This window comes from Actinorectispora metalli (assembly GCF_056323685.1).
In genome coordinates this window covers 2,472,360-2,485,051 of sequence record NZ_JBREYE010000001.1, presented here as the reverse complement: position 1 = coordinate 2,485,051, position 12,692 = coordinate 2,472,360, and the positions used below count along the sequence as shown (strand labels likewise).

The 12,692-nt window shown below is 68.5% G+C and carries 12 protein-coding genes; 4 read left to right on the top strand and 8 right to left on the bottom strand.

Going from position 1 to position 12,692, the window contains the following annotated elements:
• Positions 1–12: 12 nt before the first annotated feature.
• On the bottom strand, positions 13–2,103 hold the full coding sequence (locus ACU6XJ_RS11620) for a putative bifunctional diguanylate cyclase/phosphodiesterase (RefSeq protein WP_476309639.1): 2,091 nt from the start codon (positions 2,101–2,103) through the stop codon (positions 13–15).
• A 464-nt stretch (positions 2,104–2,567) separates the two neighbouring features.
• Between ACU6XJ_RS11620 and ACU6XJ_RS11615 the strand changes: the two genes are divergently transcribed.
• Positions 2,568–3,599 (top strand): pentapeptide repeat-containing protein, encoded by a 1,032-nt coding sequence (locus ACU6XJ_RS11615; protein WP_476309636.1) that lies wholly within the window; start codon positions 2,568–2,570, stop codon positions 3,597–3,599.
• A 19-nt stretch (positions 3,600–3,618) separates the two neighbouring features.
• Positions 3,619–4,641 (top strand): pentapeptide repeat-containing protein, encoded by a 1,023-nt coding sequence (locus tag ACU6XJ_RS11610; RefSeq protein WP_476309633.1) that lies wholly within the window; start codon positions 3,619–3,621, stop codon positions 4,639–4,641.
• Positions 4,642–4,731: 90 nt separating this feature from the next.
• On the opposite strand, the gene purL is transcribed toward ACU6XJ_RS11610, so the two are convergent.
• Genes purL through purS form a run of 3 tightly spaced genes read right to left on the bottom strand, consistent with a single transcriptional unit; the run spans position 4,732 to position 7,963 of the window.
• Positions 4,732–7,047 carry a phosphoribosylformylglycinamidine synthase subunit PurL gene (purL, locus tag ACU6XJ_RS11605; RefSeq protein ID WP_476309630.1) on the bottom strand — a complete coding sequence of 772 codons (2,316 nt, stop codon included), beginning with the start codon at positions 7,045–7,047 and terminating at the stop codon, positions 4,732–4,734.
• Positions 7,044–7,727, bottom strand: coding sequence for a phosphoribosylformylglycinamidine synthase subunit PurQ (gene purQ, locus ACU6XJ_RS11600; RefSeq protein ID WP_476309627.1), 684 nt, complete (start codon positions 7,725–7,727; stop codon positions 7,044–7,046). The genes purL and purQ overlap by 4 nt, the downstream gene beginning before the upstream one ends.
• Entirely contained in the window at positions 7,724–7,963 is a 240-nt protein-coding gene (gene purS, locus ACU6XJ_RS11595) for a phosphoribosylformylglycinamidine synthase subunit PurS (RefSeq protein ID WP_476309625.1), read from the bottom strand. Before purS ends, purQ begins: the two co-directional genes overlap by 4 nt.
• 123 nt (positions 7,964–8,086) lie before the next feature.
• On the opposite strand from purS, the gene ACU6XJ_RS11590 reads away from it, so the two are divergent.
• The gene (locus tag ACU6XJ_RS11590) at positions 8,087–9,088 is read left to right on the top strand and encodes an NAD-dependent epimerase/dehydratase family protein (protein WP_476309622.1); all 1,002 of its coding nucleotides are present in this window, start codon (positions 8,087–8,089) and stop codon (positions 9,086–9,088) included.
• A gap of 21 nt (positions 9,089–9,109) precedes the next feature.
• Entirely contained in the window at positions 9,110–9,748 is a 639-nt protein-coding gene (locus tag ACU6XJ_RS11585) for an MBL fold metallo-hydrolase (protein ID WP_476309620.1), read from the top strand.
• Here ACU6XJ_RS11585 and ACU6XJ_RS11580 read toward each other — a convergent pair.
• The 4 genes from ACU6XJ_RS11580 to ACU6XJ_RS11565 form a co-directional block, all read right to left on the bottom strand.
• Positions 9,690–10,619 carry a DUF2334 domain-containing protein gene (locus tag ACU6XJ_RS11580; RefSeq protein ID WP_476309618.1) on the bottom strand — a complete coding sequence of 310 codons (930 nt, stop codon included), beginning with the start codon at positions 10,617–10,619 and terminating at the stop codon, positions 9,690–9,692. The two genes, ACU6XJ_RS11585 and ACU6XJ_RS11580, sit on opposite strands and share 59 nt — an antisense overlap.
• A 104-nt stretch (positions 10,620–10,723) precedes the next feature.
• Positions 10,724–11,620 (bottom strand): phosphoribosylaminoimidazolesuccinocarboxamide synthase, encoded by an 897-nt coding sequence (locus ACU6XJ_RS11575; RefSeq protein ID WP_476309617.1) that lies wholly within the window; start codon positions 11,618–11,620, stop codon positions 10,724–10,726.
• Complete coding sequence (locus ACU6XJ_RS11570; protein ID WP_476309614.1) at positions 11,604–11,801, bottom strand: DUF397 domain-containing protein; 198 nt, start codon at positions 11,799–11,801, stop codon at positions 11,604–11,606. Before ACU6XJ_RS11570 ends, ACU6XJ_RS11575 begins: the two co-directional genes overlap by 17 nt.
• A complete protein-coding gene (locus tag ACU6XJ_RS11565) occupies positions 11,761–12,609 on the bottom strand; it encodes a helix-turn-helix domain-containing protein (protein WP_476309611.1) in 849 nt (282 codons plus the stop codon). Before ACU6XJ_RS11565 ends, ACU6XJ_RS11570 begins: the two co-directional genes overlap by 41 nt.
• Between the last annotated feature and the right edge of the window lie 83 nt (positions 12,610–12,692).

Here is a 12,692-nt window from a genome sequence, read left to right as displayed (position 1 = left end):
TCGCCTGGAAGCTCAGCGGGTTGCGGCCACCAGGAGTTGGTCGACGTTCTCCGGCGGGCCGGGGCGGGCGAAGAACCAGCCCTGGCCGAGGTCGCAGCCGAGGTCGCTGAGCCTGGCCACCTCGGCGGGCGTTTCCACGCCTTCCGCGGTGACCGTCAGCTTGAGGTTGTGCGCCAACGTGACCAGCGCGGAGACGATGTTGGAGTCCACCTCGTCGCTGCTGCGCCCGCCGCGCAGGCCCGCGATGAACGAGCCCGCGATCTTCAGCTCGTGCACCGGCAGGTCGCGCAGGTAGGCCAGGTTGGAGTAGCCGGTGCCGAAGTCGTCGATGGCGATCCGCACCCCCAGCCGGGACAGCGCCCGCATGGCGTTGAGCGCCTCGTCGGAGGTGCTCAGCACGACGCTCTCGGTGAGCTCCAGCTGAAGCCGTTCCGGCTGGAGACCGCTGGCGCGCAGCGTGCCGACCACATCGGCCACCAGGCCGGGGTCGAGAAGCTGGCGGGCGGAGAGGTTCACGCTGACGAACGGCGCGGAATCGCCGAAGCGCTCCTGCCAGCCCGCGGCCTGCGTGCAGGCCTGCTCCAGCACCCACCGGCCCAGCGGCACGATCATGCCGCCTTCCTCGGCCAGCCCGATGAACTTGTCCGGCGGGATCAGCCCGAGTTCGGGGTGCTTCCACCGGATCAGCGCCTCGGCGCCCACCACGGCCTTGTCGCTCAGGCGCACCAGCGGCTGGTAGTCGACGTAGAACTCGTTGCGGGCCAACGCGGCCAGCATGGTGGCCGACAGCGTGTAGCGGGCCACGTCGTGGGCCTTGCGGTCCGGGTCGAACAGCGTCCACCGGCCGCGGCCCTCGTTCTTGGCCCAGTACAGCGTCATATCCGCATCCCGCAGCAGCTCCGCGGCGTAGATGCCCGCCACCGGGCGCTCCACGATGCCGATGCTCGCGGAGACCGCGAGCTCGTGGCCGCCGATGGTGATCGGCAGCCGCAGCGCGCGGAGCACCTTCTGCGCCAGGTGCACCACGTCGTCGGCGCAGGTGGTGTTGGCCAGCAGGATCGCGAACTCGTCGCCGCCGGTCCGAGCCACCAGGTCGGCGCCAGGCGCGCACTCGCGCAGCCGTTCGGCGACGGCCTTGAGCAGCCGGTCGCCTTCCTGGTGGCCGAGGCTGTCGTTGATCAGCATGAACCGGTCGAGGTCGAGGTAGAGCAGGCCGACCCGGCGGACCGCTTCGTCTTCTGCGAGCTCGGCGACCCGCTCCACCAGCCGCGCCCGGTTGGGCAGCTCGGTGAGCAGGTCGTGGGTGGCGCGGTAGCGCAGCTCCTCGTGGATGCGGCGGCGCTCGGTGACGTCCTCCAGCACGACGACCCGCTCGACCCCGCCGTCCTCGGTGTGCGCCAATGAGACAGTGAGCTCGACCCAGAGCTGCTTGCCGAGCGTGCGGGCCTCGGTGCGGACCCGGTCCCGCAGTCCGCGCCCGAGTTCGGCGCACTGCTCGCGCACGGTCGGGCGGTCCTCGGCGTGGATCAGGTCGATGAGGCTGCGGCCGCGCAGGTCCTCGGCGCGCTTGCCCAGCGTGCGCTGGGCGACGGCGTTGCTCTCCTGGACGCGGCCCTTCTCATCGGCGATCAGGATGCCCAGCGGGCCCTGGCTGAACACGGCCCGGAACTGCGCCTCCGCGGCGTGCAGCGCCTTCTTGGCGGGCGCGGGCTCCGCGGTGCCGCCCGCCTTGTTCAACTCGGCGGCGAAGCCGTCGGCGACGGCGCCCTGCACTTTGGCCAGCCGCTGCCGGTCCACGTCGAGGCGCTCGGGCAGTTCGGTGCCGAGGAACGCGATGGTGCGGCCCAGCGCGCTGGGGGCGTGCAGTCCCGATGTGACGAGCTCCGCACCGAGTCTGCGGGCCGCAACGGAATCGAAGGTCGTGGAGTTGAACAGTTCGAGCAGCTGTTCCGTAAGTCCTTGGAGGGCCGCTTCCGGCACCTCGATGCCGGACCAGTTCAGGTGTTCCCGCCACGAGGCGGCGAGGTCGCCACGGACGACCTTCGTCGCCGCGCGGCGCCGGGGGCTCTTCTGTGCGGCTGATCGGGTGGGGTCAGCAGTCACGGTCGACGTCCGACGGATACGCCGCGTCGCGGACGGCTCCAGCTGGGCACCAACAGACCCCTTATCCCTCGATCGGGTGACTCTGGCGATCAGGAGCATAAGACGGTTCGCCGTCTCAGCGAAGACTTAACTTGCCAGAAGTGACCATCGGAACGCAAAGATCGGTCCCATAACGGCGCCTGTTCACCTCGGGTACACCTCAACAGCAACAACTCTGCCCAAATTATGGCATTCAGGCACAGGCGACTATGGGTCGAAAAGGGCAGTCCCAATAGCGCCATCGGCCGTTGTCGCAGGCCAGGCGGGTGCTTTTCCACGGTGAAAATCCACCACGCATCAACAGGCTTGACAATCAGGCTGACCACATCGCTTCCGATTTGTGCTGGTCACACACGGTTACGGCGCTGAGGCGTTTCACTCTTCCTCGCATCGACCGACCGGCGGCGCCCGGCAGAATCGTGGTCATGCTCGTAAAGATCTTGTTCGCCTTGGCCGCGATCTCGGGCGGCGGCGCGGTCCTAGTGCTCACGTTGGGCTACCGCCGCCGGGCCGCCGACGGCATGCCGGGCCAACTCGCGGGTTGTCTGTTGGCGGCGCTGACCGCGTTCGCCGCCGTGACCGGCTGGCTGGTCTCCGACGGCACGAGCACGGTGGAGGCGGTGAAGACCGGCGGCCTCGCCGCGGGCTCGATCGTTGCCGCCTACGCACTCTGGCTGAACGACCGTCGCCGCCGCGTCGAGGAGCAGCGCCACGAGCTTGAGCGCGACCGCAGCGAACACGACCGCGAGCGCGTCGCCGACGAGCGCTTCGCGAAAGCCGTTGAGCTACTGGGCAACGAGGCCGACCAAGTCCGCGTCGGCGCCCTGCATGCCCTGGGCGGTCTGGCCCGCAACCGCCCGGAGTACACCCAGACGGTCCTGGACGTGCTGTGCGCCTACCTGCGCCGCCCATTCGACCATCCCCGCTACCGCGACGACGACGAGAAACCCGTGGATCAAGACGCCGAACGCGAGCTTCAGGTGCGGCTCACCGCGCAGCGGCTGATCTACCAACTGCTGTCGCGCAGGACGGAGGACGGTCCGCCCTATCACCTGGATTTGACCGGCGCGACGCTGGAGTACTTCAACCTGACCAGCCGCAAGATCGGTGAGCTGGTGTTGCGGTACGCCCGGCTGTTCAGCGTCACCAGGTTCAACGGCTGCGAAATCCATGGCCATGCCTGGCTGACCGAGGCGAGCTTCGGCAGCGGCAGGTTGCCCGCCCGGCTGGACTGCAAGGGCGTGACCTTCCACCGCAACGCCTGGCTGGTGGGCGCCCGGGTGTCCGGACCCGCGAGCTTCATCAACTCGACCTTCCGCAAGGAGGTCAACCTCGGCGGGGCGGTGTTCGACGGCCCGGTCTCCTTCGACAACTCCACCTTCGCCCGGGAACCGGACCTGACCGACGCGAAGTTCGCCGAGGGCACTCCGGCGATTCCGCCACCCACCACGGACTGAACGCGGCAGGATCGGTCCCATGCGTCAACGGAAGTTCGGCGGCCTGCGCTCGGCGCGCCTGCCCATCGCGATCACCGCGGCGGTGCTGGTGTTCGCCGCCATCGCGACCTGGCTGCTGCTCGACGGCGTGAGCACGGTCGAGGCGATCAAGACCGGCGGCCTGGCCGCGGGCTCGATCGTGGCGCTGTACGCGTTGTGGCTCAACGACCGCAGGCGCCAGATCGAGGAGGGCCGCCACGAGCACGACCAGGAGCGCGTCGCCGATGAGCGCTTCGCCAAGGCGGTCGAACTGCTGGGCAGCGAGGCCGACCAGGTCAGGTTGGGTGCGATGCATGCGCTGGCAGGTCTGGCGAGATCCCGCCCGAGCTACACGCAGACCGCGCTGGACGTGCTGTGCGCCTATTTGCGGCGCCCGTTCGACCACCCGCGGTATGAGAACAAGCCACACGACCCGGAGCAGGCTCGGGTCGAGCCGAAGGGGGCGTGGACGGTCGAGCGGATCGAGGACGCGGAGCGGGAGCGCCAAGTGCGGCTCACCGCGCAGCGCCTGATCGCCGCCCTGCTGCCGCCGCGGGACGACAACGACGAACCGGTCTACTACGACCTGGACCTGACCGGCGCCACCCTGGACTACCTGAACCTGGAGCGGAAGCTGATCGGCCAGTTCATCGCCCGCCGCGGCCGCTTCTACGGGATTTCCAGGATGCGCGAGATCTTCACCCGGGGACCGGCACTGTTCTCCGGTGCGATCTTCTTCGGCAGACTGGAGTTCGACGATGCCCGTTTCGACGGCGGCCTCTCCCTACTGGACGTCGAATTCCGGCACCGCCTCCAGCTCACCGACGCCTACATCGATAGATTCGCCGACCTGCAACTGGCCAAGGAGCCCAGCCAGATCGCGCTCGGAGGCGTGGCACTAAGTCCGCTGGTCGTCTTCAAACCCGGCCAGTTCTGGCGCATCGAGGTGAAGGACGGCAGGCGGACTCTGATCATGCGGAACCACCGCGAGCGCGACACCCCGCACACCGGCTCCGCGGGGTGATGGACAGCCGCCATCGCCGCCGATTTCGGGTCGGGTACCCCCAATTTCGAACCTAGACCAGGGGTCTGACAGGCCTGGTGCGGGTGTTCGCTAGTCGAACAGCGCGGGAAGGGTGCCCTCCCAGGCGGTGCGTAGCTCGTCCAGGGTGAACGAGGCGATGTCCTGGAACTCCACCGCGCCGGACTCCGAGTCGACCACGCCGATCTTGGTGACCGGCAGTCCGCGGGCGGTGCACATGTCGGTGAAGCGGAGTTCCTCGGTGCGCGGCACGGCAACCAGGGCACGGCCCGCTGACTCGCTGAACAGCCAGACGAACGGGTCGGCGTCGGCGGGCAGCACGATGCGGCAGCCGGTCTGTCCGATCAGCGCGGCCTCCACCACGGCCTGCGCGAGGCCGCCGTCGGAGAGGTCGTGCGCGGCCGACAGCATGCCGTCGCGGGAACCGGCGACCAGGATCTCGGCGAGCAGCTTCTCCCGGGCCAGGTCGACCTGGGGCGGGATGCCGCCGAGGTGCTCGTGCACCACATGCGCCCACTCCGAGCCGCCGAACTCCTCGCGGGTCTCGCCCAGCAGCAGCAGGGTCTCGCCGTTCTCGGCGCCGATCCCCGTCGGCAGGCGGCGGCGCACATCGTCGATCACGCCGAGCACACCGACCACCGGCGTCGGCAGGATCGCGGTGCGGCCGGTCTGGTTGTAGAAGCTGACGTTGCCGCCCGTCACCGGGATGCCCAGCTCACGACAGCCCTCGGCGAGTCCGCGGACGGCCTCGGAGAACTGCCACATCACCGCGGGGTCCTCGGGCGAGCCGAAGTTCAGGCAGTTGGTGACCGCGATCGGGGTCGCGCCGCCCGCTGCGACGTTGCGGTAGGCCTCGGCCAGCGCAAGCTGTGTGCCCGCGTAGGGGTCGAGCTTCACGAACCGGCCGTTGCAGTCGGTGGAGACCGCGACCCCGCGGTGGGTCTCCTCGTCGATGCGGACCATGCCGGAGTCCGACGGCTGCGCCAGCACGGTGTTGCCCTGCACGTAGCGGTCGTACTGGTCGGTGACCCAGGCCCGCGAGCACAGGTTCGGCGAGGAGATCAGCTTGAGCAGCGTCTCCTTCAGCTCGTCCGGTGTGGACGGTCGCGGCAGGGTGTTGGCGTTGTCCGCGGTGATCAGGTCCTGCTCGGCGGGCTTGGCCAATGGCCGCTGGTAGATCGGGCCCTCATGCGCCACCGTGCGCGGCGGCACGTCGACCACGGTCTCCCCGTGCCAGGTGATGACCAGGCGCCCGCCCGCGGCGCGCTCCTCCTCGGACACCTCGGTGACCTCGCCGATCACTGTCGCGGTGACGTCCCACTTGGCGCAGATGGCCATGAACGCGTCCACCTTCGACGGTTCCACCACCGCGCACATGCGCTCCTGCGACTCGCTGGAGAGGATCTCGGCGGGCGTCATGCCCTTGGCACGCAGCGGAACCGTGTCCAGGTTGACCCGCATGCCGCCGTCACCCGCGGAGGCGAGTTCGGAGGTGGCGCAGGCCAGTCCGGCGCCGCCGAGGTCCTGGATGCCGACCACGAGGCCCTGCTGGAACAGCTCAAGGCAGCACTCGATGAGCACCTTCTCCATGAAGGGGTCACCGACCTGCACGCTGGGCAGCTTCTTGCGCCCGCCGCTCGTCTCGTCGCCGGAGAAGGTCTCGCTGGCCAGCACGGACACCCCACCGATGCCGTCAAGGCCGGTGCGGGCACCGAAGAGGATCACCTGGTTGCCGACACCCGAGGCGTGCGCCAAGTGCAGGTCCTCGACCCGCATCGCACCCACGCACAGGGCGTTGACCAGCGGGTTGCCCGCATACGTCGCGTCGAAGACGACCTCGCCGCCGATGTTGGGCAGGCCGAGGCAGTTGCCGTAGCCGCCGACGCCCGCGACGACACCGGGCAGCACGCGCTTGGTGTCGGGTGCGTCGGCCGGGCCGAAGCGCAGCGGGTCGGCGACCGCGATCGGCCGCGCGCCCATGGCCAGGATGTCCCGCACGATGCCGCCGACGCCGGTGGCCGCGCCCTGGTAGGGCTCCACATAGGACGGGTGGTTGTGCGACTCGACCTTGAAGGTGACCGCCCAGCCGTCGCCGATGTCCACCACGCCCGCGTTCTCGCCGATCCCGGCGAGCATCTTGGACTTCATCTCCTCGGTGGTGTTCTCCGCGAAGTGCTTGAAGTGCGTCTTGGAGGACTTGTAGGAGCAGTGTTCGCTCCACATCACCGAGTACATGGCCAGTTCGGCGCCGGTGGGCCGCCGTCCGAGGATCTCGCGGATGCTCGCGTATTCCTCGTCCTTCAGCCCCAGCTCCTGGTAGGGCTGCGGCTGGTCCGGTGTGGACTGCGCGTGTTCGACGGTGTCCACGAGCGGTTGGGTTGAAGTCACGCTGCTGCCACCAGTGCGTCGAGAGCGGAAAGGAACATGCCGAGGCCGTCGTCGCTCGGCCCGGTGAGCGCCTCGATGGCGTGCTCGGGGTGCGGCATCAGACCGACGACATTGCCTGCTTCGCTGCTGATGCCCGCGATGTTGTTCAGCGAGCCGTTGGGGTTCTCGCCGACGTAGCGGAACACCACCCGGCCCTCGCCCTCCAGCCGCGCCAGGGTGTCCTTGTCGGCGACGTAGCCGCCCTCACCGGACTTCAGCGGGATCAGCACCTCGGCGCCGACCTCGTAGCGGGAGGCCCAGACGGAGCTGTTGTTCTCCACCTTCAGCCACTGGTCCCGGCAGACGAAGTGCAGCTTGGAGTTGCGGGTCAGCGCCCCCGGCAGCAGGCCTGCCTCGCAGAGCACCTGGAAGCCGTTGCAGATGCCCAGCACCGGCACCCCACGCCCCGCGGCGGCGATGACCTCGGTCATCACGGGCGCGAACTTGGCGATGGCGCCGCAGCGCAGGTAGTCGCCGTAGGAGAAGCCGCCGGGCAGCACGATGGCCTGGACGTCGCGCAGGTCGTGCTCGGCGTGCCAGAGCTTTACCGGCTCGGCACCGGCCAACCGGACCGCGCGCAATGCGTCCACGTCATCGAGCGAACCCGGGAAGGTGACGACGCCGATACGCGTGGCGGTCATGCCTGCACCCGCCGCACACTCCAGTCCTCGATCACCGGATTGGCCAGGAAGGTCTCGGCGATCTTCTCCAGCGTGGCGTCGTCGACCGAGTCGTCGACCTCCAGCTCGAAGTGCTTGCCCTGGCGGACGTCCGAGATGCCCTCGAAGCCGAGTCGCGGCAGCGCCTTGGCTACCGCCTGGCCCTGGGGGTCCAGGATCTCCTGCTTGGGCATGACGTCGACGATGACACGAGCCACTTGCTTACGCTCCCAGCCTGGGACGAGGCATTACCGCAGGAGCTTAACCGTTGGTGAACCGTCACTCGTTCGCCGAGCGGGGAACGCGTGGCCAGACTCACCCTCACCGGGGAAGCTGAGGCCATGCGAATGCTGATTCTGGGTGGGACCGTCTTCGTGTCGCGGGCTGTGGCGCAGGTCGCGGTGAAGCGCGGTCATCAGGTGTTTTGTGCCGCTCGCGGCACGTCCGGGGCGGTGCCCGACGGAGCGGAGCTGATCAAGGTCGACCGCGATTCGCCCGACGGACTCGACGTGCTGGCGGGTGAGCGTTTCGACGCGGTGGTGGACGTGGCCGCCATCTCCCACGAGTGGGTGTCCAATGCGCTGCGGGTGCTGGGCTCGGGCGCCGGTCACTGGACGTTCGTGTCCTCGATCAGCGTCTACGGCGACCACAGCAAGCCCGGCCAGGGCACCGACGCCCCGCTGTTGGCGCCGCTGGCCAAGCACGGCACCCGCGAGATGCTCGCCGGTGAGGACGGGCCCGACATCTACGGGGCTATCAAGGTGGCCAGCGAGAACGCGGTCCGCGACGCCATCGGCGACAAGGCGTTCATCCCGCGGCCGGGCCTGATCACCGGTCCCGGCGACTGGTCGGACCGCTTCGGCTACTGGCCATGGCGCCTGGAGCAGGGCGGCCGGGTGCTGGTGCCGGACACCGACCAGCCCGCCCAGTACATCGATGTGCGGGACTTCGCCGAGTGGGTGGTTCTCGGCGCCGAGCAGCGCCTGACCGGCACCTTCGACGCGATCACCAGGCCGCGCCCCCTGCTGGAGGTGTTCGGGGAGATCGCCGACGCGACGGGCGGCAAGGCGGAGTTCGCGCCCGCGAGCCCGGAGGTGCTGACCGCGAACGAGGTCCAGCCGTGGGCGGGTCCGCGCTCACTGCCGCTGTGGCTGCCCGCGACGCACCGGGGAATGGCCGACCACGATGCGCAGCCCGCCATCGACGCGGGCCTGACGTTCCGTTCCGTCGATGAGGTCGTGGCCGGGGCCTTGGAGCAGGAGCGTTCGCTGGACCCCGACCGGGAACGCAAGGCCGGGCTTTCCCTTGCGGTTGAACAGGAAGTGTTGGCGCGACTCGGTTAGGGTCGGGCCGAGGAGGAGATCATGCGATTGATCCACTTCGGCCATGCCTGTGTGTTGGTGGACACGGGGTCGGCCAGGCTGCTGATCGACCCCGGCACCTACGCGGCGGGCTTCGAGACCGTGCACAACCTGGACGCCGTGCTGGTCACCCACCAGCACCCCGACCACCTGGACGAGGAACGCCTGCCGACACTGCTGGCGGCCAACCCCGACGCCGAGCTCATCGTCGACGCAGGTACCGCCAGGGAAGTCACCCAGCGGTTGCAGATCCCGGCCAGATCGGTCGAACCCGGGGAGACCCTCGAGTTCGGCGGCGCCAAGGTCGAGACGGTCGGCGGCGACCACGCGGTGATCCACCAGGACATCCCGATCATCCCGAATGTCGGCTACGTGATCGACGAGGGTGCCTTCTACCACCCCGGCGACTCGTTCACCGTCCCCGACCGGGCCATCGACGTCCTCGGCATGCCGACGGGCGCCCCGTGGCTGAAGGTCAGCGAAGCGGTGGACTTCCTCCGCGAGGTGAAGCCCAGGGTGGCCGTGCCGATCCACGAGAAGACCCTGGCGGGTCCGGAAATGCACGTCCGGTGGTTCGAGCAGCTCAAGCCGGAGCGGACGACGATTCAGTTGCTGCCTGCCGCGCTGTCCGTCGAGCTCTGACCTCGACGCCGCGCGGCCGCTCGTACTGCTCCACGAGTTCGGTGCGCTCGGGCTCGTCGTCGGCGTCGAACCGGTTGGGCACGCCCGCGGCACCGCGCTTGGCGTCACTGGCCATACCCACCAGGCTGGGGTAGGTCGTGGGCAGCGCCCCGTGGTGCAGCGCGAGGTCGATGGCGTCCAGCAGGGCCTGCTTGGGTCCGACCTTGAGCAGGTCGATGCCGTCCACGGCGATGCGGACCAGCCCGCCCCGGCGGGCGATGCGCTCGGTGCCCAGCACCAGCGTCCAACACCACCAGGGTTCAGCGGTGTCCCCGCGCCCGAAGCCCTGGATGCGCCCGCCCGCGAGCGCACCGGAGCGCAGGTTGCGCACAGCGGCCGCGTCGGCGCAGAGGTCGAAGCCGTGCCGCTGGAGCGCGACGCGGGTGCCGGGCGAGGCGTACCAGCGCGGCGGCGCGAAACAACTGGTGGCCAGCCCGAGGCGTTCCATGATCGCGTTGCCCGCCATCAGCCGCAGCCCCGCTTCGTGCGCGGGCAGCGCGGCGAACTCGGCCTTGCGCCAGACCCCGCCCGCGAGGGTGCCGACGGCGTTCAGGCCGGTCAGCCAGTTGCCCAGCGGCGTGGCGCGATGGTCGTAGCCGTGCATGAGGATCGCGTCCCCGACCGCGCGGCGGCTGCGCAGCCACTCGATGGCCGGGGAGTCGGGCTTGGGCCGCTCGGCGTGGGCGGGCTTGGGCGCGACGAGAAGGGAAAGCGGAACGCGTCGGCGGTCCGCTTCATCGGCAAGCTCGGTACAGGCGCCCAGGGTGGCATCGGTCACCCCGGACACTGAGACGACCAAGCGGCCGGGCTGCTGTTCGAGGTGCGCAGTCACCCTTCCATGACGCATCACCCGGGTGACAGTGGCCTAACCGCAGGCTGGCTGTCAGGTGACAAGGTGAAACCAAGCGGACTAACCCTCACCCAGGTGACGCAAGATCACTCCGTGGGGGAAGGCCAGTCGTTGATGTTCCGCCCGCTGATCCGCTGGTAGGCCTCGATGTAGCGCTCCCGGGTCGCGGCCACGATGTCATCGGGCAGGGCGGGCGGCGGAGTATCGGATTTGCGGTCCCACCCGGAGGCGGGCGAGAGCAGGTAGTTGCGCACGAACTGCTTGTCAAAGGCGTGCTGGACCCGGCCAGGCTCATATTCGTCGGCGGGCCAGTAGCGGGAGGAGTCGGGCGTGAGCACCTCATCGCCGAGTACCAGCGTGCCGTCACGAAGACCGAACTCGAACTTGGTGTCGGCCAGGATCAAGCCCCGGCTTTCGGCGTGCTCGGCGGCGGCCCGGTAGATGGCGATCGTGGCATCGCGCACCTCGGCGGCGCGCTCCGCGCCGATGGTCCGCACGACGGCGTCGAAGGCGATGTTCTCATCGTGCTCGCCGATCTCGGCCTTGGTGGCGGGGGTGAAAATCGGCTCGGGCAACCTGGACGCTTCGGAAAGCCCGTCGGGAAGGGCGACCCCGCAGACGGCGCCGGTTTCGAGGTAGTCGATGAGTCCGGACCCGGCGAGGTAACCACGGGCCACGGCTTCCACCGGAAGCATCTCCAGCCGCTTGACCAGCAGCGCCCGGCCCGCAACCTCAGCGGGGATGCGCGGATCGTCCCAGGCGACGAGGTGGCTGGCGATGTCGACGCGGTCGGCGAGCAGCTCGAACCAGAAGACGGACATCGCGGTGAGCACGCGCCCCTTGTCCGGGATCTCCGATTCAAGGATGAAGTCGAACGCCGAGATGCGGTCTGAGGCAACGAGGAGCAGATGATCGTCGTCCACGGAGTGGATCGACCGAACCTTGCCCTTGGCGATCAGCGGATAGTCAGAGAGCGCAACCACGCCCGGAGACTACCTGCAAGAACGTCCGCCAAGCCCCATCGGTGAACACCAGCACCGGCCCCTCGCGGTCCTTGGAGTCCCGAACGCCCACCTGATGGACACCCCGTGCTACCTCGACGCAGTGGTCCTGATCGGTGTAGCTACTTTTGCGCCAACGTGCTCCATGGGGCGTGTTGAGCATGCCGCAGCCTTCCCTCGGCGACAGCCAGCTCGCGAGCCGCCTCCCGGAGGATGCTGATCGACTGCTCTGTGCCGTGCGCCTTCGCCTGGATGTCCTCGAAGGCCACTGTATAGGCCTCGATTGACTCCTGGTCGTCGAGGAAAAGACTATGGACTTTGAGCTCGAAGTACACCAGCGAAGGACTCTCCTTGAATCCAAGGATGACGAAAGACGCTCCTCCTAGGCCTGGGTGGTATCCGATGCCGTCCGGCACTATGCGAATGTCGGCCATCCGACGCTCGGAAAGCGCCGCGAGATGCGACAGCTGATCACCCATCACCGCAGGACCGCCGATGTTCTGGCGTAGGACCGCTTCATGGAGCAAGATCAGACATCTGCGGAGCTGGTTGCTCCGCACCACCTGAAGACGTGCCATTCGCTCGCCCACTCGCTTTTCACGCTCCCCTATGGACGGGGCTTGAATCACCGCTCGCGCGTAGTCCGGGGTTTGCAGAAGTCCAGGCACGAGACACTTCTCGTAATGCAAGATCTCTGACGCCTTCGCTTCAAAACCTACGTACGGGTGGACCGGGAGCGTGACCTCATCCTTCAGTAGGCCTGGATGATCGATTTCGGCATGCAGTCTGATCAGCGCTTTGCGCTGCTGGGCAGGCACCTTGAAGAACAGCAGCATGGTGATCAGGTCGTCGCGACAGATGGGTCGCGTGCCTGCCTCTATCCGTGACAAGGTAGCTCCGGAGAACCCCATCACGTCCGCCACGTCCTGTCCGCTCAATTGGCAAGTTCGGCGGATGCGAAAGAGTTCCATCCCCAATCTCCTCATTCGGATTGAGGCGTGGCGGTGGCTTGCGGGCCTTCCAGGCATGTCGAGGCTCCCCCTCAATTGCAGGC